This window comes from Algibacter lectus (assembly GCF_004368925.1).
GTDB lineage: Bacteria > Bacteroidota > Bacteroidia > Flavobacteriales > Flavobacteriaceae > Algibacter > Algibacter lectus.
On sequence record NZ_SORL01000008.1, the window covers coordinates 525380 to 548931 of the forward strand.

Annotated in this window: 21 protein-coding genes; 14 read left to right on the forward strand and 7 right to left on the reverse strand. The window is 30.7% G+C overall.

Features of this window, described 5'->3' with window-relative positions; genetic code table 11:
- Positions 1-12 precede the first annotated feature (12 nt).
- The 10 genes from DFQ06_RS10670 (at position 13) to DFQ06_RS10715 (ending at position 11439) form a co-directional block, all read left to right on the forward strand.
- Complete coding sequence (locus tag DFQ06_RS10670) at positions 13-1620, forward strand: S8 family peptidase (RefSeq protein ID WP_074936584.1); 1608 nt, start codon at positions 13-15, stop codon at positions 1618-1620.
- 53 nt (positions 1621-1673) lie between these two features.
- Complete coding sequence (locus DFQ06_RS10675) at positions 1674-3521, forward strand: M1 family metallopeptidase (RefSeq protein WP_133967638.1); 1848 nt, start codon at positions 1674-1676, stop codon at positions 3519-3521.
- A 243-nt stretch (positions 3522-3764) separates the two neighbouring features.
- The gene (locus DFQ06_RS10680) at positions 3765-4610 is read left to right on the forward strand and encodes a hypothetical protein (RefSeq protein WP_133967640.1); all 846 of its coding nucleotides are present in this window, start codon (positions 3765-3767) and stop codon (positions 4608-4610) included.
- 5 nt (positions 4611-4615) lie between these two features.
- Positions 4616-5008, forward strand: a complete 393-nt coding sequence (locus DFQ06_RS10685; RefSeq protein ID WP_042496260.1) for a hypothetical protein — start codon at positions 4616-4618, stop codon at positions 5006-5008.
- A gap of 47 nt (positions 5009-5055) precedes the next feature.
- Entirely contained in the window at positions 5056-6141 is a 1086-nt protein-coding gene (locus tag DFQ06_RS10690; protein ID WP_042502263.1) for a hypothetical protein, read from the forward strand.
- A 175-nt stretch (positions 6142-6316) separates the two neighbouring features.
- A complete protein-coding gene (locus tag DFQ06_RS10695) occupies positions 6317-6862 on the forward strand; it encodes a hypothetical protein (RefSeq protein WP_042502261.1) in 546 nt (181 codons plus the stop codon).
- 150 nt (positions 6863-7012) lie between these two features.
- Positions 7013-7387, forward strand: coding sequence for a ribonuclease P protein component (rnpA, locus tag DFQ06_RS10700; protein ID WP_042496266.1), 375 nt, complete (start codon positions 7013-7015; stop codon positions 7385-7387).
- Between the two features lie 11 nt (positions 7388-7398).
- Positions 7399-9033, forward strand: a complete 1635-nt coding sequence (locus tag DFQ06_RS10705; RefSeq protein WP_074936574.1) for a S41 family peptidase — start codon at positions 7399-7401, stop codon at positions 9031-9033.
- A 114-nt stretch (positions 9034-9147) separates the two neighbouring features.
- Positions 9148-10026: an OmpA family protein gene (locus tag DFQ06_RS10710; RefSeq protein ID WP_074936572.1), complete on the forward strand. Its 879-nt coding sequence runs from the start codon at positions 9148-9150 to the stop codon at positions 10024-10026.
- A 6-nt stretch (positions 10027-10032) separates the two neighbouring features.
- Positions 10033-11439 (forward strand): T9SS type B sorting domain-containing protein, encoded by a 1407-nt coding sequence (locus tag DFQ06_RS10715; RefSeq protein ID WP_133967642.1) that lies wholly within the window; start codon positions 10033-10035, stop codon positions 11437-11439.
- Between the two features lie 5 nt (positions 11440-11444).
- Here the strand turns inward: DFQ06_RS10715 and DFQ06_RS10720 are convergent, their stop codons facing one another.
- From DFQ06_RS10720 to DFQ06_RS10730, 3 genes are read right to left on the reverse strand one after another with little or no spacing between them, the layout of a single operon-like run.
- The gene (locus DFQ06_RS10720; protein WP_133967644.1) at positions 11445-11888 is read right to left on the reverse strand and encodes a GNAT family N-acetyltransferase; all 444 of its coding nucleotides are present in this window, start codon (positions 11886-11888) and stop codon (positions 11445-11447) included.
- A 36-nt stretch (positions 11889-11924) separates the two neighbouring features.
- Positions 11925-12845 carry a cation diffusion facilitator family transporter gene (locus DFQ06_RS10725; RefSeq protein WP_042496274.1) on the reverse strand — a complete coding sequence of 307 codons (921 nt, stop codon included), beginning with the start codon at positions 12843-12845 and terminating at the stop codon, positions 11925-11927.
- 42 nt (positions 12846-12887) lie between these two features.
- On the reverse strand, positions 12888-13322 hold the full coding sequence (locus DFQ06_RS10730; RefSeq protein ID WP_133967645.1) for an RpiB/LacA/LacB family sugar-phosphate isomerase: 435 nt from the start codon (positions 13320-13322) through the stop codon (positions 12888-12890).
- 917 nt (positions 13323-14239) lie between these two features.
- Here DFQ06_RS10730 and rnr point away from each other — a divergent pair.
- Positions 14240-16444: a ribonuclease R gene (gene rnr, locus DFQ06_RS10735; protein ID WP_074936568.1), complete on the forward strand. Its 2205-nt coding sequence runs from the start codon at positions 14240-14242 to the stop codon at positions 16442-16444.
- A 398-nt stretch (positions 16445-16842) separates the two neighbouring features.
- On the opposite strand, the gene DFQ06_RS10740 is transcribed toward rnr, so the two are convergent.
- On the reverse strand, positions 16843-17373 hold the full coding sequence (locus tag DFQ06_RS10740; protein WP_042496279.1) for a sigma-70 family RNA polymerase sigma factor: 531 nt from the start codon (positions 17371-17373) through the stop codon (positions 16843-16845).
- 366 nt (positions 17374-17739) lie between these two features.
- Between DFQ06_RS10740 and DFQ06_RS10745 the strand changes: the two genes are divergently transcribed.
- The 3 genes from DFQ06_RS10745 (at position 17740) to DFQ06_RS10755 (ending at position 21385) form a co-directional block, all read left to right on the forward strand.
- The gene (locus DFQ06_RS10745; RefSeq protein WP_042496281.1) at positions 17740-18039 is read left to right on the forward strand and encodes a heavy metal-binding domain-containing protein; all 300 of its coding nucleotides are present in this window, start codon (positions 17740-17742) and stop codon (positions 18037-18039) included.
- Between the two features lie 114 nt (positions 18040-18153).
- On the forward strand, positions 18154-18828 hold the full coding sequence (locus tag DFQ06_RS10750) for a head GIN domain-containing protein (protein ID WP_042496284.1): 675 nt from the start codon (positions 18154-18156) through the stop codon (positions 18826-18828).
- Between the two features lie 133 nt (positions 18829-18961).
- Complete coding sequence (locus DFQ06_RS10755; RefSeq protein ID WP_133967647.1) at positions 18962-21385, forward strand: hybrid sensor histidine kinase/response regulator; 2424 nt, start codon at positions 18962-18964, stop codon at positions 21383-21385.
- Here the strand turns inward: DFQ06_RS10755 and DFQ06_RS10760 are convergent.
- From DFQ06_RS10760 to DFQ06_RS10770, 3 genes are all read right to left on the reverse strand, one after another.
- Positions 21378-22718, reverse strand: coding sequence for a sigma-54-dependent transcriptional regulator (locus tag DFQ06_RS10760; protein ID WP_133967649.1), 1341 nt, complete (start codon positions 22716-22718; stop codon positions 21378-21380). The genes DFQ06_RS10755 and DFQ06_RS10760 overlap by 8 nt on opposite strands.
- Positions 22719-22832: 114 nt before the next feature.
- Positions 22833-23162 (reverse strand): hypothetical protein, encoded by a 330-nt coding sequence (locus tag DFQ06_RS10765; protein ID WP_042496289.1) that lies wholly within the window; start codon positions 23160-23162, stop codon positions 22833-22835.
- A 43-nt stretch (positions 23163-23205) separates the two neighbouring features.
- Positions 23206-23552: hypothetical protein (locus tag DFQ06_RS10770; RefSeq protein WP_133967651.1), on the reverse strand; the 347-nt coding region annotated here is incomplete at its 5' end.

The following is a 23552-nucleotide window of genomic DNA, read 5'->3' on the forward strand; positions in this document are numbered from 1 at the left end:
CAAATAGTAAAAATGAACACATTCAAATCGATTACAGTATCTGCTTTTACAGCGCTACTAATTACAGGTTGCGGAGGCGCAGCAGAAATACTTTCTACTCCTGTAGAGAATATAGATAATACACCTTTAAAAGTTTCAGATTTAACTGAAATTGAAAAACACAATTGGGGACATTTAGATTTAATAAAAGATACCATCCCTGGTATGAGTGTTGATAAAGCTTACGCTGAAATTATTAAAAACAAAAAAGGAGAAAAAGTTATTGTAGCAGTTATAGATGCTGGTATTGATATAGATCATGAAGACTTAAAAGATGTTATTTGGACCAACACCAAAGAGATTCCAAACAACGGTATAGACGACGATAAAAACGGTTATATTGATGATATTCATGGATGGAATTTTCTAGGTGATACTTACAATGAGCAATTAGAATTTGTTAGAATTTTAGCTAAAGGTGATACTAGCGATCCAGATTACGCGAGAGCTAAAACTGAATACGATGAAGAATATCAAAAATACATGGGTTATAAAACAAATTATGACCAAATGTCTATGCAAATTGCAAGTGCAGATGAAACCTTATCTAAACACTTAAACAAAAAAGATTATACTAAAGCTGATGTAAACGCTATTAAAACAGACAACGAAACTTTATCTCGTGCTGTACAAATTGCTAAGTACTTTTACAGCAACGGTATGGAATCTTTAACAGCTGCTAAAAAGCAAATTGATAACAGTACCACACAAATTAACGATCGTTTAAACTACAACTTAAACAAAGAATTTAACGGACGTATTAATGGTGATAATGCAGATGATATGTCTACTAAATTTTATGGTAACGGTAATGTAAAACCAACTATAAAATCTGAAAGTCATGGTACACACGTTGCCGGAATTATTGCAGCAAAACGTAATAATGGTAAAGGCGCAAATGGTGTTGCTAACAACGTAGAAATTATGAGTGTTCGTGCCGTACCAAACGGTGATGAGTACGATAAAGATATTGCATTAGGTATTCGCTATGCTGTAGATAATGGCGCATCTATTATTAACGGAAGTTTTGGTAAATACTACTCACCACATAGTGATTGGGTACGCGATGCTATTGCTTACGCTGCTAAAAACGATGTGCTTTTTGTAAATGCTGCAGGTAACGAAGGTATTAACTTAGACGAAAAAGATGTATTCCCAAATGATGCTGTTGGTATTGGTCCAGAAGTTTCAGATACCTTTATAACTGTTGGAGCTTTAGAGCCTAAATATGGTTCTGGTATTGTTGCAGGTTTTTCTAACTACGGAAAAGTAAATGTTGATGTATTTGCACCAGGAGCTAAAGTATATTCTACAGTTCCAGAAAACGAATACGATACTAAAGGAGGTACGTCTATGGCCGCTCCTGCTGTTGCTGGTGTTGCTGCCTTAATACGCTCTTACTATCCTAAATTAAGTGCTGCACAGGTAAAACAAATTATTATGGAATCTGGTTTAGCTGTAAAAAGTAAAGTTATTGTTGGTGGCGACACTAATGATATTAAACCATTTGCAGATTTATCCAAATCTTCTAAAATGGTTAATGCCTACAACGCACTAATTTTAGCCTCAAAAACACATTAATTATAACTTAAAAAAGAGGCCTTAAACAGCCTCTTTTTTTATTCAATATTTATATGAAGCAAATATATATTTCAATTTTAAGTATCGCTTTACTAGCCTCTTGTACAAGTACCAAAACGGTAACAAATACAACAAGTTCTAGCACATCTATGGTTTTAAATTCTCCTGCAACAGCCACGTATTGGCAACAGCATGTAGATTATAAAATGGATATTGATATGGATGTAAACAACTATCAATACCAAGGGAAACAAACATTGGTTTATACCAACAATTCTCCCGATGTTTTAGATCGTGTGTATTATCATTTATTTTTCAATGCCTTTCAACCAGGTAGCGAAATGGATGTACGCTCGCAAACTATTGCCGATCCAGACGCTCGTGTTGGTAGCAGAATTGGCCAATTAAAACCAAACGAAATTGGTTACATTAAAGTAAACAGTTTAAAACAAAACGGAACAACTTTAACACACGAAACCGTAGGTACAGTTTTAGAAGTTAAACTTGCAAACCCTATTAAACCAGGAGAAAAAGTAACGTTCACTATGGATTTTGATGCACAAGTTCCTGCACAAATTCGTAGAACGGGTAGAAACAATGCCGAAGGTGTTGCTTTATCTATGGCACAATGGTATCCCAAATTAGCCGAATACGATTTTGAAGGTTGGCATGCCGATCCATATATTGGTCGTGAGTTTCACGGTGTATGGGGAGATTTTGATGTAAAATTAACTATTAATAAAGATTATACAGTTGCAGGTTCTGGTTACTTACAAAACCCAAATCAAATTGGTCATGGTTATGAAACTGGAGCGGTTACAAAATCGAATTCAGATAAATTAACTTGGCATTTTGTTGCACCAAACGTGCACGATTTTACTTGGGCTGCAGATAAAGATTATATCCACGATACTAAACAAGTACCAAACGGACCGCTTTTACATTTTTTCTATAAAAATAATTTAGATGCTGAGCATAAAGGTTACTGGAAAAAAATGCAACCAAAAACTGTAGAGCTTATGGAATACTACAGCAAAAATATTGGTAAATACCCATACAAGCAATACTCAGTTATTCAAGGTGGCGATGGTGGTATGGAGTATGCCATGAGTACTTTAATTACAGGTAATAGAAGTTACGGTAGTTTAGTTGGTGTAACAGCTCACGAATTAGCACACACTTGGTTTCAGTTTTTATTAGCTTCAAATGAATCTAAGCACGAATGGATGGACGAAGGTTTTACAACCTATATCAGTAATATGGCCATGAACGATATTATGGATGAAGGCAAAGAAAATCCTTTAGCCAACGCTTACAAAGGCTATATTTATTTAGCAAATTCTGGAAAAGAACAACCACTTACCACACATTCCGATCGTTATGCTTACAATCGCTCATACAGCATTGCCGCATACAGTAAAGGTGCTGTGTTTTTAAGTCAATTAGGTTATGTTATCGGAGCCGAAAACTTAAAGAAAACTATAAAAAAATATTATACCGATTTCTCATTTAAACATCCAAAACCATTAGATATCGTGCGTACCGCAGAACGCGTATCTGGCTTAGAGTTAGATTGGTATTTAATAGATTTCGGACAAACAACAAACACCATTGATTATAGCGTAAAAGCTATAGAAGGTAATAACATTACTTTAGAGCGTATTGGTTTAATGCCAATGCCTATAGATTTAAAAGTAACGTATGTAGATGGTACTTCGGAAGATTTCTACATTCCTTTACAAATGATGCGTGGTGAAAAACCAACCACAGCTACTATAGTTAGCGATTGGGCTTGGGCCTACCCAACTTATAGCTTCGATGCAAAAAAAGCTGTAAAAACAGTTGAAATTGATCCTTCTGGATTAATGGCCGATGTAGATAGCTCGAACAACAAAAAATAATACATTTTAATACCTTTTTAAAAGCCTTTTTGTGAAAACAGAAAGGCTTTTTTATTTTCTAAACTTTCCGAATAAAAATAAATTTTAACTGATTATCAATCACTTAAAATAATACAAGTTATAAAATATTGATTTCACCAGAAAAAAGACATAAATTAGTAGGGTAAATACTTCATACACAATTCGTGCTAATTTTAATTTAACACAAGCTATTTACTTAAACCAATAAAGTTCCCTTAAAAAATGATGAAACCTCTTAAAATTTACGGTCTATTATTCATGGCCATGCTTTGTGTTTCTAGCTGCGTAAATTTAAAACATGTGAATACTTATTCTTCAGAATCGTTAACAGGCGTTCAATATTTTGAAACCTTAAACTATAGTTTTCAACAAAGTTGTTTAGATAAATGTTTTGAAGAAAAAATTAATGCTTTAGAATTTCTAGATCAAAATTGCAATTGTAAACAAGAAAAAGTGGCCGATAGCATTACCTTAAAAATTTACGCTTCTGTTTTTGGGTATTTTGATGGTTTAACAAATTTATCGGATAACGATTTAACATCTTACAAAACCGAGGCTTTATCAAACGCTTTATCCGAAGGTGATTTTGGCTCCATTACTATTAAAAAGGAACATGTAGAATCTTATACCAAAGTATCGCAACTTTTAATTCATGCCTTTACCGATTCATACAGAAAAAAGAAAATTAAAACATACATTAAAGATACTAATGCTTCTGTAAAATCTTTAATTTCATTTCTAGATTTTAATATTTCATCTAATTTAAACGGAAAATTAGAAGTGAAAAAAAACAGACTGAAAGCCGATTATTTCGATTTAGTAAAAGATACCTCACTCTCTAATTTTGAAAAGCGAAATACTATAAAAGAATACTACAATAGTATTTTAGAAATTGAACAACAACAAGCTAAATTTACGGCATACTCAAAAACCTTATCGGCTATATCTGCTGGACACCAAAAGCTTTATGATGATATTGATCATGTATCCTCAAAGGCTGTAAAACAAGAACTTTTACAGTCGGCTAGTGAAATTAAATCGATTATTTCTGAATTAAAAAAATTATAAAAACCATGGCAAAATTAACTTCAAAACAGGTAAATGAGCTGGCTAATTATTTTTTAGCATTAGCACAATCTATGGGTGATTATAGAATTTTAAACTTCGATAATTTAACTAAACTTGAGAATAAAAAACTAAGAGAAACGCATAGAAAAACATTAGAGTATTCCGATGATTTATTCACCATGTCGGCCACCTTTGTTTTAGACGATGTAACGGCTTCTCTCGAAACCTTGGATGCGATTACCAAAAAAATTAATAAATCGTACAAGGGTTTACAAGATGTTCAAAAAGCCATCGACATATCTACACATGTTGTTACGCTAGGTGCTTCTATTTTCACTTTTAATACATTGGCTATTATTGATAGCTTAGATAACTTAAAAGCATCTATAAAGGCATAATCTAAATTTAGAAATGAAAAATTATTAATAGTTGCTGGTAATTTAAAATGAACGAAGAACTAAAGAAATACGAACCGACAATAAAAAAGAAACATAGCTTCAATTGGACACCAAAATTTGAAGAAGAGATAAGAACTGATTTAAATAAAACCGTAATTATTCCAATTGTTATTCAAACTTTTGAAAAATTAGGTTGGGATTTAATTTACAAGGAACAAACAATTGCAGAAGCTAAACGGAAAAGTGATTGGAATAGATGGACTGAAAAAATAACGGTTTCTTTTGATTATGGTAAATTAACAATTAAAAGTGTTTCTCTTGGAAATGAAATGTGGGATAACGGAAGAAATTCTAAAAGAGTAAAATTATTTATTCACGCCTTCCAAAAAACTGAAAAAGAATACGATAGAGAAGCAATAGCCGAACTAGAGCAAGAAGTCGAAAAAACAAATAATTGGGACGACTATGAAATACCCGAAAATTTACAGCAACCAAAAACTAGAAAAGAGCCTCAACTTTGGATTCCGATTATTGGAGGAATAATTACTTCACTTTTATTAGGTTATATTGTTGCTTTTCTTTCTGTAAAAGGAATTTACATAATAGGCCTTTTTGAATTAGGAGTAGCACTTGTAATGGGGTTTGTACTTAAACAACTTATCAAAAAAAGCAATTACACTATCTATAACCACTTACACTATCTGTTAATTGGAATGATTTTGATAACATATGTTTCAAATCAATATTTTCAATATAAAATAATATTAAACGAAAATAATTTTCAGCCCTTTAGCCTTTGGGAATTTATTCAAGCTAGATTTAAAGCAGGACTAACAATTAAAAAACTTAATACAGGCTGGATAGGATTATTAGTTAGTTGGATTTTACAATTATTAATAACCTATTTCGTTGGTGTTTTAAGACTTTCTTCAAGTTTAATATCTTATTTACTTGAAAGAGTACCAACGGAAGTTGTAGATTTTGCTTATTACCACTTTGTAAAAGATAAAACAGAAGATCAAGTTAGAGATGAACTTTCAAAAATGGGTTGGACTGAAAAACAAGACCAAGAGGAAGTTTTTGAAGCTATTGAAGCTATCCAAGGAGCGACTGAAATGAATCGAATGGAATAAAGATACTACTGGATAAAATGTATACAAAAAACAGAAAAATTATATACTAACACCAAGGTTTATTCATTCTTTTTAAAGCCCTTAATTTTTTAAATTCGGTTTGTATTTAATCCGAAAAGTTATAGCTTATTTTCAACGTTATTTCTTTATAACTAAACTATCTACAATATTTAAAATGAAAAGCTTTTTAATGATCATCATTTCACTTCTAATTGGACATTTCTTAAATGCTCAACATACTACTAGATTTCTCGAAATTGTTAAGGATTTAGAAAAAATTAGTTGCAAAACAGATACTACATATTACAAAAATGGAAAAATTTGGTGGACGACCTGTTGGACAACTTATAAATATAATTCAGAAAACTATTCAGCTAGAACAGGAAAAATGACTCAGTATTATAAAAACGGACAGATTGTAACCGAATACCGTTTAGATGAATATGGAAATATAAAATCTATGAAAACGTTTGACCGAAATGGAAATAAAACTAAAGAATCTGCAACAACCAAAATCGATTCAAAAGCTAAATCATTAGATGAGTTTTTCGTGTCTCAAGACCATATGAATTTCAAAACATTTACACTTTTATACAAATTCTCTAAAAAACTAGGAATTTGGTATATATACAAAGAAGGAAATTGGATTAACAATAAGAAAAAGGGAGTTTGGATAACTTATTATGATACAGGAAAAATAAAAAAAGAAAAAAAATATTAAAAAAGGTTCTATGATATTGTTTTAAAAAAATGCTTATCAACTACCTTACCTTTCATACATCTAACCATCAACACCCTCTAAAATATTTACTACAAACCACTTCACTCCAGTTTTTTTATTTCATTACCTTTGAGCAATAATAAAAAGACATTGAGTTTTACATACCCACAACAAGAAAAATTAAAAAGCAAAAAGCTAATTGAAAAGCTGTTTACCGAAGGAAAATCGGTTTCGGCATATCCGTTACGTATGGTTTATTTATCAACGCGTTTTAATGAAGATATTTTGGCAAAAACCGGCGTATCGGTAAGTAAACGAAACTTTAAAAAAGCCCCAGACAGAAACCGTATAAAGCGCTTGTTACGCGAAGCTTACAGATTAAATAAAGCCGAGTATTTTAACAATTTAACCGCGCAACATGCGTTTATGATTTTGTACATTGGCAAAGAAAAGCCCACATTTGTGCAGGTTGAAACTAAAATGAAACAAGTTTTCGAAAAGTTTTCAAATAAAATTTCAGAATAAAATTACTTTACATGAAACAATTCTTCAAAAAGAAAATAATAATTCCAGTTTTAGCTTGTTCGCTGTTTTTTACAACCACAGCTTTTAAAAACGATTTTTTTGAAATTGCAAAACAGCTAGAAATTTTTACCACACTATTTAAAGAACTCAACATGAATTATGTTGATGAAACCAACCCTGGCGACTTAATGGATATTGCTATAAAAAGCATGTTAGCTAGTTTGGATCCGTACACAAATTTTATGAACGAACAAGATGTGGAAGCTGCTAGAATTAACAATACCGGCGATTACACAGGTATTGGTGCTAGAATAAAAACATTTAAAGATAAACTTGTTGTTGTAGAACCATACAAAGATTATCCTGCCGATAAAGCCGGTTTAAAAGCTGGAGACGAGATTATAAAAGTGGGTAATGTTTTAATTGAAACGTATAAAGATTACGCAGGTGATTTATTAAAAGGGGCTCCAAATTCTGAAGTTGAAGTCACTTACAATCGCCAAGGGAAAACCCAAACAGCAACCATAAAGCGTGCCGAAGTAGAAATAAAAGCCGTGCCTTATTTTTCAATGATAAACGAAAAAACAGGTTACATTGTTTTAAGTAAGTTTAATAAAAAAGCACACAAAGAAACCAATTATGCATTACGCGATTTAAAAGCTCAAGGTGCCGAAAAAATAATTTTAGATTTACGCGGCAATCCAGGTGGTTTATTAAACGAAGCTATTAAAATTGTTAATCTTTTTGTGCCAAAAGGCCAGCTGGTAGTAACTACAAAATCTAAGGTAAAACAATACAATAAAACCTATTACACACAAAGTGAACCTATTGATACAGAAATTCCGTTAGTCGTTTTAATTAACGGCAGAAGTGCGTCGGCAAGTGAAATTGTTTCGGGTGCTTTGCAAGATTTAGATCGTGCCGTTGTGGTTGGATCTCGTAGTTTTGGAAAAGGATTAGTACAACGCCCAAAGTTATTAACATACGGTACACAGGTTAAAATTACCATTTCTAGATATTATACACCTTCTGGGCGCTGTATACAGGCTTTAGATTATTGGCATCGTGATGAAAACGGAGAAGCTGTACGTGTAAAACAAGAACAATACAATGCCTTTAAAACTAAAAACGGTCGTCAAGTCTTTGATGGTGGAGGTGTTTATCCAGATGTTTTAGTGGGGCAAAATAAAAAATCGCCGGTAGCTACTGCAATTGTTAATAACGATTTAATTTTTAACTACGCAACCAACTATTATTACTCACATAAAATTGATGATATTAACACTTTTGAATTATCGGATGCTGATTTTATAGACTTTAAAAAGTATTTAAAAACAAACAATTTTTCTTTTGAAACCGAAACTGAAAAAGCACTTAGTAAAGCTTTTGAAACTGCAACAAATGAAGAACTTAACGATAATATTGAAAAAGACTATAACACCTTAATGGCGAATTTAAAACAATCGAAATCTGATGTTATAGATGAAAATAAAGCTTTTTTAATGGAATCCTTAACGGAAGATATCGTGAAACAATACGCCTACCGAGAAGGCCTATTTGATTACTACAAAACTCACGATGCTAGAATTAAAAAAGCAACCGAAATTCTTAGTAATCCTTCAAAATATTCTGAGTATTTAGAGTAAATCTCAAGTGGATTTTACGTTAGTTTATTTGGTTTCAAAGTTGGCTAAGTTTACATTCATAGAGGTTAAAATCTCAAAAACTGTATATTTACAGCCCCAATAGCCTTTAAAACTATGTATAAATTTATTTTATCGATACTTTTCATTTTAACAACTGGTAGCACTTTTTCGCAAAGTGAACTAAGCCACGATGTTTATTTTGATACCGATAAATTTGATGTGCCTTCTACCGAAAAAAATAGGTTACTCCTTTTTATTTCAACCCTACAAGATATGGACATAGAATCCATTTCTATCTATGGTTTTTGTGATGATGTTGGTGCCGACACCTATAATTTAAAACTATCTCAAAACCGAGCTAATGCCATAAAATCTATTTTTTCAGATAATGAAATTAGCGAAGATTTAATTACTAATGTTGATGGTAAAGGTGAAATTTTACTCAAAATTATTGAAGACAATAACATTTTAAACATTAGAGGCTTAAATAGAAAAGTAGAAATTAATGTTAAACCAAAACCACCTGTTGTAGAAGAGGTTGTAATAGAGGACATTGTAGAAGTTGAAGAACCACCAAAACCTAAATTACCTAAAAATGCACCAGAAAAACTGCAGGGTAAACTAAATATTGGTGATAAAATTATACTAGATAATATTCTTTTTAAAACGGGTTATAGCACCATTTTACCTTCATCTAAAAAAACATTAGATACACTTGCTAAAATATTGGTAGCGCGTAAAAATCTTTATTTTACTATACAAGGCCACGTGTGTTGCACGCAACTTACTAGAGATGCTGTAGATAGAAAAACAAAAGAACGTAATTTATCGGAAACACGAGCTAAATTTGTTTACGACTATTTTGTAAAAAAAGGTGTAAATAAAAGACGCATGCGTTACATGGGTATGCGCCGTAAATTTCCGCTTGGTGGCGATCCAAAACTAGATAGACGTGTAGAGGTTTTAATAACGCACGTTGGTGATACAAACTAATATATTATGAACAGGAAAACCTATTTTTTATTTGTTTACCTGTGCATAGTTTGTAATTATATTCAATCTCAAAATACTTTTGTTCCAGATGATAATTTCGAACAGTTTTTAATAGATGCTGGTGCAGATTCTGGACCTTTAGATAATTTGGTTCCAACTGCGAATATTAGCAGTATAACCAATTTAGATCTAGAATCTCAAAATATAACGGACCTTACCGGAATTGAAGATTTTACAGCATTATCCATACTTAATTGCTCCGATAATAACTTATCGTCTTTATCAGTTATTAACAATGTAAACTTAACCGAGTTATACTGTAGTAACAATAGTATTACCAGCTTAGATGTAACATCACTTAGTGCTTTGAAAATATTTTGGTGTGCTAATAATCAACTTTCTAATCTCGATGTTACTCAAAACCTAAATTTAATTTCTTTGGTTTGCGATGCTAACTTTTTAAATTATTTAGATACTACCGAAAACGGAAAACTCACTGTATTATCTTCTGCAAATAATACATTATTAGATTTAAATGTAACCGAAAACAAGAATTTAAATTCTTTGTTAATAAACGGCAACAGGCTAGCAAACATAGACCTTACGGAGAATTCTATTTTAACTATTTTAGACTGTAGTTTCAACTTATTAACAACCTTAGATCTTTCATTTAATAGAAATATTAGAACAGTGACTTGCAATGATAATGCACTCTCTACATTAGAAACTTCTAATAATGGTGATTTAGTGGCTTTAAACTGCAGTAATAACAACTTATGCATACTAAATATTAAAAACGGAAACAATAGCAGTTTAAACAGCTTAGATTTTAGTTTAAATACTAATCTAAACTGTGTTGTAGTAGATAATCCGGAAAATAGCTATACACATTGGGAACCAACAACGTTTACAAATTACGTAAATTCTACAGAAGCATGCAGCGTTACTATACCTGTTGATAGCCTCGAAAATTATATTGGCATTAGCTATACATTACCACAAATTACTAACGGAAAATATTTTACTCAAGCTAATGGAAACGGTCTAGAATTAAGACCTGGCGAAGTTATTAACAATACACAAACCATATTTATTTTTAATGAAACGGTATGCGATAGTAATCAGTCGTTTTTTACAGTTACCATTATAAACGATGCTTTTTATATCCCTAAATATTTTACACCCAATAATGATGGTAATCACGATTTTTGGCAGATTTACGATACTTTAAATTTAGTAGATCGTATTTATGTGTTTAACAGACATGGCAAGCTACTAAAAAGCTTCGATACCAATTATGTAGGTTGGAATGGTGTTTACAATGGTCAGTTATTGCCTCCTACCGATTATTGGTATTTAGTGACATTAAAAACAAAAGAAACGCTAAAAGGGCATTTTACACTAAAACGGTAGTTGTTTTACTGTTTTATCATGGCAATATGCGGAATACCATCTTCTAAATAAGATGCTCCAATTTCAGAAAAACCTAAATTATTATAGAATTTTTTAAGATATACTTGTGCTGAAATTTTTATAACCGTTTGGCCAAAGTGTGTTTGTATCGCTTCCGCGGAAGCGTGCATAATATCGTAACCATATTTATGCTGTCTTTCATTTTTAGCCACTACTACCCTACCAATGCTTGATTCTTCGAAATAATCGCCTGGTTTAAAAATACGCGTATAAGCAACAATTTTGTCATTTTTGACTCCTAAAACATGCAATGCTTTTTGATCTTTACCATCAATATCTTGATAAACACAATCTTGTTCTACACCAAAAACTTCGCTACGTAATTGCAATAAACTATATAATTCTTGCTTTGTTAAAGCTTCGAAGGTTTTTACTTTAATATTAATCATAAATAAGGGTAAATGGAGTTATTAACAATTGGGGATTTAATCTTGTACTATTATGTCTTTAGAGTCGTTTTTATCAAATTCTGGTTGAATAGTAACATGGTTAATATCATGATTTTCATGTAAATAAGTTTCTATCCTACTTAAAATAGCATCGAACTCAGTTATTAACACATTTTCTTCTAAATCTAAATGCGCCTCTAAATGTAGCTCATTATCACTTAAATTCCAGATATGCACATGGTGCAATAATTTCACCTTTTCGAACTTATTAACATCACTAACTAGGCTATTAATATCAATATGTTCGGGTGTAAATAGCATCAACATTTTGGTAGAAGTCTTTAAAAGATCAAAACCCACCCAAATTAAGTACAAAGCTATCAGAAATGTTAATAAACTATCGACCCAAAAAAGCTGGTAATATTTCATTAACATACCACCAATAAATACGGCTACACTAGCCAGCATATCGGTTAATAGGTGAATATAAGCCGATTTGATATTAATATTATTACCGGCATCTTTTTTTAACAACAACACGCTAAAACCGTTACCAGCAATAGCTAACAGGGCTAAAACAATAACTAAGTTAGACTCGATAACCTGCGGATTTTGAAACCGCACTACTGCTTCTTTAATTAAAATAAAAGCAACAATTACTAATGTAGATGCATTGATAAAAGCTGCTAAAATTTCTGCTCGTTTATAACCAAACGTACGGTGTTCGGAGGCTTTCCTTTTAGATAATTTTGAAGCTAGATAACTTACTACTAGCGAAATAACATCGCTAAAATTATGAAGCGCATCACTCAATAAAGATAGACTACCAGAAATTAAACCACCAATAACTTGAGCTACCGTAATAACGATATTTAAGAGAATAGAAATCAATAGATTTTTATCCTTCATATCATGATGGTGATGCTGCGAATGATTATGCCCGTGGTTGTGGCTCATTTATTTTATTTCAACTGTAGTTTATTAAAAAGAAAACTCTTATTAACAAGATAAAGGTATTTTATCGATACGGTTTTGGTGACGTCCGCCTTCAAATTCTGTATTTAAAAATACATCTACCATTTCTATAACTTGCTGTACAGCAGTAAAACGCGCCGGAATACATAAAATATTAGCATTATTATGGCTACGTATTAAATGTACAATTTCTTTATTCCAGCATAATCCTGCTCTAATTTTTTGATGTTTATTAGCCGTCATAGCTACACCATTAGCACTACCACAAATTAAAATACCAAAAGTAGATTTCCCGTTTTCAACATCGTCTGCAACTGGATGTACAAAATCTGCATAATCCACACTATCGTTAACATCTGTACCGTGGTTAATAATAGTGATTCCTTTTGCTTCTAAATGCTTAATAATAGCAAATTTATACTCAGTTCCTGCGTGATCGTTTCCTATGGAGATTGTCATTATATATATATTAAAGTAAACTTAAACAAAGGTACTAAATAATGTACTGCTATTATATATTTGCAATGTGCTAACTATAGGTATACGTGCTAAATTTACGTTAAAAGCTATTAATACTTTACAAATCAATACCTTGTAAATACTAAGCTTAAAAAGTGCTAGGGTTATTAACAATTGTAATACTAATGTGTATTACTGTATTCATTACTTGTTAATAAGTGTTGATTAGTTTGTAAAAGAAAATCATTGAATATCCAATAATTTTTACAATCCATAACATTTAGGTAACATGCAAATAAGTTAGCGTAAATTTTTGGTTAAGTTATTAGCATTAAAAATGGTAGTTTTTAGAATTGTTAATATCGAGAGTTATTAAAAATTGTTGTTAATATGGTTTATTAACAATTGTTAATAGTATTTTTAAAAAGCTTTAAATTAAATGAGTTAGAGTGTTTAAAGCTGTTCATTTGTTATCAACAACATTCAATAAAATACAAATCAAAATAAAGCTTGTAAAAGTTATACCGCTATTCACAAGCTATAATAAGCACTATTATTTTTTTTAAATTTAAAAGAAAAACTGATTATATATATATATATGTGGATAACTCTAAAATTTAAGGAAAATTGAGTTTTTACTTAAAATAGGGAAAACGCTATATTTTACTTTTTATAAATATCTTTTTAAATTATTAATTCTATTTACTTTAAAAAATATAGTTATAATTAAACTATTTGTTGATAAGCTAAAAAACGTTCTAAAGCACTTAGTTTTCATTAATTTAACCTTTAGAAAATATCATTTAATATATAAATTGTAGCTTTGTATAAAATAAATAGCGCATCTTCTCCTAAAATTACGCTATTAGATAACAGAATTTCCATTATCTTAGGAAATCAAAATGATTACAAATTAAATGACAAGAAAGAAAAAAGGAAAATCCAAAAGTAAAGGGATTTCCAACCTATCAAATACAATCTTAAGTATATTAAAAAAAGAAAGAAACCAAACTTTTAACTACAAGCAAATAGCAGCAAAAATTGGTGTTAACGATGCGAGTAGCCGAAATCAAATTATAAAGAAACTTCGCGATTTACAAGGTAAAAAAGAAATTGAAGAAGTAGAGCGTGGTAAGTTTAAAGCCGTTATAAATGCGGAATACCATACCGGAATTTTAGATTTAGCAGCCAAAGGAAATGGCTATATTATTTGCGACGATTTTGAAGACGATGTATTTATTGCCTCAAACAATATTAATAAAGCTTTAAATGGTGACGAAGTAGAATTTTACGCTTACAAACGTAGAGTTCGTGGTAAAATGGAAGGTGAAATTACTAACATTATTAAACGTGCTAAAAGCGAATATGTTGGTGTAATTCAAATTCACGAAAAAAAGAATTTTGCTTTTGTAGTATGTGATAGCAATAAAATGTACAAAGATATTTTTGTACCAATAAATAAAATTAATAAAGCTGAAGATGGTGATAAAGTACTGGTTTCTCTAGAAGATTGGCCAGAAAAATCTGATTCTCCAAATGGAAAAGTTTTAAAAGTACTAGGTAAACCAGGCGAACATAATACCGAAATTCATGCTATTTTAGCAGAGTACGGGTTGCCAATGGAATTTCCTCATGAAGTAGAAGAGTTTGCGAACAATATTGATACTACAATAACTGAAGAAGAGATTTCTAAGCGTCGAGATATGCGTAAAGATTTAACTTTTACCATAGATCCAAAAGATGCCAAAGATTTCGATGATGCCTTATCTTTTGAGGTGTTAGACAACGGTTTATACGAAATAGGAATTCATATTGCCGATGTTTCACATTATTTACAAGAAGGTACCATTTTAGACGATGAGGCTTACGAGCGCGCTACATCGGTTTATTTAGTAGATAGAGTAGTTCCTATGCTTCCAGAGGTTTTATCGAATAACGCTTGCTCGCTGCGTCCACACGAAGAGAAATTAACATTCTCTGCAGTGTTTCAAATGAATGATAAATGTGAAATTAAAAACGAATGGTATGGCCGTACGGTAACGTATAGTGATGCACGTTTTGCTTACGAAGAGGCGCAAGCCATTATTGAAAGCAACACAAATAACATTCCTAAAGAAGTTTCGTTAACAGGAGAAGCTTACAAAGCCGATCAAAAAGTTGCCGATGCCATTTTAAAAATGGACGATTTAGCAAAATTAATGCGTGGTAAACGTATGACGTCTGGAGCTATTTCTTTTGATAAGGTAGAAGTAAAATTTGACTTAGACGAAAATGCAAACCCAGTAGGAGTATTCTTTAAAACCAGTAAAGACGCTAATAAATTAATTGAAGAATTTATGTTATTAGCAAACCGAAAAGTATCGGAATTTGTTGGTAAAAAAGATCCTAAAAAGACCTTCGTTTACCGTACGCACGATGAGCCAGACGATAGCAAACTAGATAATTTACAGAATGTTGTGTCTAAATTTGGTTACAAATTAGATTTTAAAGATCGTAAATCTGTATCAGCATCGCTTAATAATTTACTTAAAGATGTTAACGGTAAAAAAGAACAAAACCTGGTCGATACTTTAACGATTAGAACCATGAGTAAAGCCGAATATACTACCAAAAATATTGGGCATTACGGTTTAGCTTTCGATTATTACAGTCACTTTACATCGCCAATTCGTCGATATCCAGATGTTATGGCGCATAGATTATTACAGTTGTATTTAGACGGAGGAAAATCGGCAAATCAAGATGTTTACGAAGAAAAATGTCAGCATTCCAGCAACATGGAAGGTTTGGCAACTAGAGCCGAGCGCGATTCTATAAAATACATGCAAATTAAATTCATGCAAGATCATCAAGATGAAGAATTTGTTGGTGTTATTTCTGGAGTAACCGATTGGGGAATTTATGTAGAAATTATTTCTAATAAATGTGAAGGTATGGTAAGTGTTCGTGACATGAAAGACGATCATTACGCCTTCGATCAAGATACTTACAGTATGGTTGGTAGCAAAAATAAAATTTCTTACCAGCTTGGAGAAGAGATTATTGTGAGCGTTAAAAATGCAGATTTAGTTAAAAAACACTTAGATTTTCATTTAATAGGTAAGCCAGAAAATCAAGAATAAAATAAGTTGTGCATTACTCTAACCGCGCTTTTAAGGCGCAGTTAGAGTCGGGCTTTCACTACTCAATCTTTTTGTTTTTGAAAGAAAAAACAAAAAGGATTTCAAACAAACCGTTCAATCCCTAACGCACATATTTATTGCGTTTTTGGTTAATTGAATGTTTTTTTTTTTCCTTTTTTATCATTGCTTCAAAAAAACTTTTCGTTAAGTAATGTCTGCATACGTCGACATGACTATCAACATTTTATAAGTATTTGGATGAAATTTTAAAGAGGTATAACTAAATATTTCACCACATTTTTCTTGTTATTTTGAGGCTAGAAAAAATCACATAATCATACTTATTTCTTGTAAAAAAGCTTCGATTTGTCTTAATTTTTAAAGGTTTCGAGAAGTTATTAACAAGGATTACAAATGGTACAATCGGGCTCACCAATTAAGTTTCCTTTTTTATCCAATTCGTATTTACAACAGGCCTTAAAATTTGTTTTTAAAATTTCCTTAGATCTTTTTATTCTAGCTTTTACATTTTCTAGGCTTATATCTAGAGTACTCGCTACTTCTTTTTGTTTTAAGCCTTTAATGTAAACTAGTTCAATAACATCCTGATAAATTTTTGGTAAATCGGTTATAAAACGGTCAAAACAACATACGTCTTCATTAATATCTTGAGAAATTTCTTTGTTAGTATTTACTTCTTCACCTGCATAAAGAGCCTCTTTATTAAAGTGGTTTGTAATTTCATTTCTAGCAATCTGAAAAATCCAAGCTTTTACTTTTTCTTCATTTTTAAGTTTATCTAGATTTTTATGAATTTTTAAAAAGGTATTTTGGAAAATATCATTGGTATCGTTTTTATTTTTTACACGTTTAAGTATAAAAAAATAAAGTTCGTCGTTGAAAGTATTCCATATGTTTTGGGTTTCCATATTCAAAAATAAAAAAAGGTTAGTTTTAAAACTAACCTTATATTGGGTTTAACAACAGTTACATGTATCGCATTCGCATTTTTCGCAAAGGCATTTACTTTCTAAACAATTTGTACAGTTGCAATTAGTACAACTACAGTTTGTGCATTTACAATTATTCATAGCATTTAAATTTTATTATTCACTAAGTAGACTGGCGAAGGTTAAAAAAGATACATTTTTTATTCGATTTAATTCTTTTTTAACATTTTATTTCAATTAAAAATAGAAATACTAAAGCTTGTTTTTAACACATATTTTCAAAAAATAGTAAATAACTGTAACTTTATTGCGGTTTTTTATACTTATAAACAAAACGATAAAGACATGATTTTAACAACAACAAACACTATTGAAGGACACAGCATTAAAAACTATTTAGGTGTTGTAAGTGGCGTAGATGTTAATATGCCAAAAACTACAATTTCGTTTAATATGGAAAAATATTACGAAAATTACGAGAATAAAATCAATGAAGTAAAGGAAGCAGCTTTTCAAAAACTGCATGCTAATGCTAACAAATTAGGCGCAAATGCCGTTGTTGGTATTGCGTTAGATATAGAAACGATGCCAAATTCGGGTATTATTATAGTCTCTATTACCGGTACAGCAGTTATGGTGGTTTAGTTATTGCTTAACTTGCCTAATGATAATGTTTTGCTAAAGTTTTACACTTCGGAATAATTATTGATAATTTTACATTTCATTATATCATTGAAATTAAAAAAATAAAATATACAGATGAAAACATTAGTTAAAATTTTAGTACTATGTATCACGACAACCTTATTTGCAAATAACGAAATAGATAAGGAAATTGGAGAATTTAAAACCTTGAAAGTTTACGATTTAATAGAGGTAGAGCTGGTAAAAGATAATGTTAACAAGGTTGAAATTACCGGTAGAAATGCTGAAGATGTTGTAATTGTTAATAAAAACGGGTTACTTAAAATAAAAATGAGTTTAAACGAAATTTTTGATGGCAACAACATTAAAATTAAACTGCATTATACAGCTTTAGATGTTATTGATGTTAACGAAGGATCTAAAGTGTTTTCTAATGATACCATCGAGCAATTCGAGATCGATTTAAGAGCGCAAGAGGGTGCATCTATCAAGATACCTTTAAAAGTGAGTTACGCGAATATTAAAGCTAATTCTGGCGGTATAGTAGAAGCGACTGGTACATCTACAAGTCAAAAAATATCATTGTACACAGGTGGTATTTACAATGGTGAAAATTTAAAAACAACCAAAACCGATGTAGCTATTAAAGCTGCAGGAGAAGCTCACGTAACAGCTAGCGACGAGGTGGATGTAAATATTAGAGCTGGTGGTGATGTGTATATACACGGAAAACCAAAGAATGTTACCGAAAATAAAGCATTTGGCGGACGTGTGAAATATGTAGATTAAGATAATTTCTTTTTTAAAAATAGTATAAAATTCATGTGGTTAAAATTCTAACTGCATGAATTTTATTTTTTTATGGTAGTTGCTTAGTTGTATATTATCATTTATTTTTAGAGTTAACACAACATGTATTTTTATGAAATATGCTAGACGCGCTATTACTTTTAAAGTTATAATTGGCTATATAATACTTGCTAGTTTAGCTACCGTTTCGGGGTTTTTAATTTTTCATGAAATAAAAACGTTTACAAGTTTACAGAAAGAAGATATTACCGATAGAAGTAAAATTATTAGAGCAGGAAGTTTAATTGCCGATATTTACGAAAATGAAAGTTTAGCCAGAGCTGCAATTCAGTTAAAATCTTCAGAAAAATTTGATGAGTATGTTTTTGAAAACGAACAACTTCTTTTAAAAATAGATTCACTTAGATCACTTATTAACAGTGATAGTCAACAACATATTTTAGATAGTATTAAAGTTTATGTAAACCAAAAGTTTGAAAATATCAAGGAGTTAAAAGAATTGAAAACCCGCGATAATGCAGATGAATCTATAAACAAAGCTATTAATAAACTTACCTCTATAGACTCTCATTTAGGCAAGGTTTCCATAAACGATTTAGTTAAAAATCCTGATGCTTTAGATAAAAAAACGCGTTCGAATTTTGAAGAGTATGTTAAAATACTTAATAAATATAATCCTAGAGATTCTATAAAACAAACCGACCAAGTAGAGATCGATTCGTTGCTGTCCATTTCTAAAAGTATGCTGAAAGATGTGCAGGTTAAATCGAATAATCAGCGGGTATTTTTACAGAAAAAAGAAAGTGAACTTATTCAAAACGATTTAATAATTTTTAGAAAATTACAACAATTATTAAGTGCCTTAGAGCGCGATATTGTAGACTATAGCAGTGTTATTAATCAACAAAGAGAGTTAACAATTAATCGTAGTAAAAATATAATTTTAGCATCTGCAGCTATAAGTTTTATTGTAATTATTATTTTTTCGATTATCATTTTAAACGAGTTTAGAAAAACACAGCGTTACCGAAAAGAACTCGAAGAAGCTAATGAAACCACATCGTCACTTTTAAAAAGTAGAGAGCAATTAATTTCTATGGTAAGTCACGATTTACGAACCCCTTTAAGTACTATTACTGGGTTTAGCGAATTATTACAACAATCGGTTCTAGAAAAAAAAGATAAAAATTATATAGAACATATTTCTAGTGCTTCTAATTATATGGGAAAACTAGTGGACGATCTTTTAGAATTTTCGAAATTAGAAAACGGAAATATCACCATAGAATCTATACCATTCAATTTAGAAAATCATATAGAAGAAATTGTTCAACATGTAAAAAATAGCATTAAAAATAAGCCTGTTGAATTTATTTTGGAGCATGATCAATCTATAGAAAATCTCATTATTACAGACCCATTTCGATTAAAGCAAGTGTTGTTTAATTTGGTTATCAATGCGTATAAATTCACAAATGAAGGTAGTATTACCGTATCGAGTTTATTAAAAGAAGATGTATTAGAAATTAAAGTGAGCGATACTGGAGTTGGAATTAATGATAATCAAAAAGAACATATTTTTAAAGAATTTGCTCAGGCAGATAATAATCAAAATAGTAATGATAAAGGGTTTGGATTAGGTTTAACCATTTCTAAAAAATTAGTTGAAATTTTAGGCGGAGATTTAACTTTAGAGAGCGAATTAAACAAAGGCAGTATATTTACTTTAAAAATACCTGTAAAGCGTTCTAATAAGCCTTTAAATGCGAATAACACATCTACAGAGGTATTAGTAAAACCTATTTTTAATTTAAAAGCCATAGTTGTGGAAGATGATGCCTCTATGCAGCAATTTATTCACGATGTTTTAAAGCAATACGGTATACAAGCTTATGTATTTGGAAATGCAAAAAATGCTTTAGATGAAATAAAACAGATAGATTTCGATTTTGTTTTAACAGATATCCAGCTGCCAAAAATGAATGGTATTCAATTTATGGAAATTATTAAAACAGATACTTCTTATAAAAATCAACCTATAATTGCGATGACGGGTCGTGCAAAAATGTCTACTAAAGATTATTTAAATAATGGTTTTTCCGAAGTGATCATAAAACCATTTAATTCTAGTAAAATTCAACATGTTTTAGAATCGTTTTTTAGTAGTGAAGGTACTTATATTAAAGAAAAAAATATTAATGAAGAACCTATAGAACCAGAAGGATTTAGTATTGTGTCCTTAAGTACTTTTTTTAATAATGATACCGATGCGGTTAAAGGGATATTAAAAACGTTTTTAGACGATACTAAGAAGAATGATGAGTTATTAACTGTTGCTAAAAACACTAATGATATTAACACCATTAATAGCTTAAGCCATAAAATGCTTACTATGTTTAAACAGTTAAATGTTGAAGCAGTTATTCCTTTTTTGGAAACCTTCGAATTGAGTAAAACTATAGAAAATAACGATTTTATAGCTTTTAAAAAAGAGTTAGAAAAGTTTATTAAAACTTTAGAAGATTACATTAATTAATATCGTATTCCTTGATTTTATTGTAAAGTGTTTTTCTAGTAATATTCAATAATTTGGCAGCGTTAGTTTTATTATTATTTGCTTCTTTTAAAGCATTTATAATAAGTGTTTTTTCGTTTTCTTTTGTCGAAAAACTAGCGTTACTCTGGGCCGTTTCTTTAGATTGCGTTAACTCGCTTGGTAAAACATTGGTATCAATAAGTTCTGTTTGTGTTAGCAAGGTGGCGCGTTTAATAACATTAGATAATTCTCTTAAATTACCAGGCCAAGCATAATCTAAAAATATATTAAGCACGCTTTTAGAAAAACCAATAACCGATTTGTTTAATTGCTTATTAGCTTTTTCTAAAAAGAAATCGGCATAAAGAATTAAGTCGTTGTTTCTCTCTTTTAGATTAGGTATTTTAATAGAGAACTCATTCAATCTATGATATAAATCTTCACGAAAAGTCCCTTTTTCAACAGCATTAAGTAGATCTTCATTTGTTGCAGTTATCAACCTAATATCAACATTAATTTCAGTATTGCTGCCTACAGGTTTTACTTTTCTTTCTTGTAAAGCACGAAGTAATTGTATTTGATTTTCGTAGGTTAAATTTCCAACTTCATCTAAAAATAAAGTACCACCATTTGCGGCTTCAAAATGACCTATTTTATCTTCTGTTGCACCGGTAAAAGAACCTTTTTTATGTCCAAAAAATTCACTCGAAGCGATCTCTTTTGGAATGGCCCCACAATCTACAGGGATAAATGGTTTATCTTTTCTTAAACTTTCTAAATGAATTGTTTTTGCAACAACCTCTTTACCTGTACCACTTTCACCAGTAATTAAAACCGATAAATCTGTTGGAGCAACTAATTTAATATACTCATTTAAGGTTTTAGAAGCGGCACTAATACCTTTAACAAACTCTGTATTTGTGCTATTTTTTTTATCTGTATTTATTTTTTCTGGTGTACTATTAGTAGTTGCTTTTTGTTCTAAAGCATTATTAATAACCTCTAAAACTTCATCTGGATTAAAAGGTTTAGAAATGTAGTCGAAAGCACCTTGTTTCATGGCTTGTACAGCGGTAGAAACTTCAGCATAACCTGTCATTAAAACAACAGGAACAGTGTTTTTATCCTTTTTTATTTGCTTCAATAAATCAATACCACTACCATCTGGTAGTCTTAAATCGGTAAAAATTAAATCGTATTTTTGATTTTTTAAAAGGGTAGAAGCGCTATTAATATTATAGCTTAAAGTTACTGCATATTGATGGCGTTCTAAAAAATGTTTTAGCATTTTAGAAAAAGAGACATCATCTTCAATTAATAAGATTTGCTTCATAAAAAAGTATTGTTCTACAAATGTATTAAGTTTAATGGATAGGTAAATTTTATAAACACAAAAAAAGACGTTTTATTTCAAAACGTCTTTTTTTTAGAATGGTGTTATATAACACTATTCCATAGTTTCTTGAGTTGCCTCAACATCTTTTGCTTGTAACCAGTTACCATCTTTATCGGCATATACAACATTGTCTGTACCGTCCATAGTAATTTCAAGTTTGTATTGCTCGCTGCTGTTTACATAAGCTTTGTTTAAAGTTGCTGTAGATAAATCTTTAGCTACGGCATCAGTTACTGCAGTTGGTACATTTTCTAAAGCAACTTCTTTAAAATCTTCAGTGATAGAAACCGTTGAGATTTCAGTTTGAATAGGGTTTACTGTTAAAGCGAAAGTTGATAATCCACTTGCTACGATTGCTACTGCTAAAATTAATTTTTTCATTATTTTTTATGTTTTAAATGTTTACTTAATTATTTATAAAATATTACTCTTCAATAGTTTCTTCAGTATCTTGAGCTGGAGCTTCAACGTCTGATGCTTTTAACCAGTTACCATCTTTATCGGCATATACAACATTGTCTGTACCGTCCATAGTAATTTCAAGTTTGTATTGCTCACTACTGTTTACATAAGCTTTGCTGATGGTAGCTGTAGAAAAATCTTTTGCTACTGCTGCAGTAACTTCTGCTGGTAAGCTTTCTAAAGCAATTTCTTTAAATTCTTCAGAGATAGAAACCGTTGAGATTTCAGTTTGAATAGGGTTTACTGTTAAAGCGAAAGTTGATAATCCACTTGCTACGATTGCTACTGCTAAAATTAATTTTTTCATGA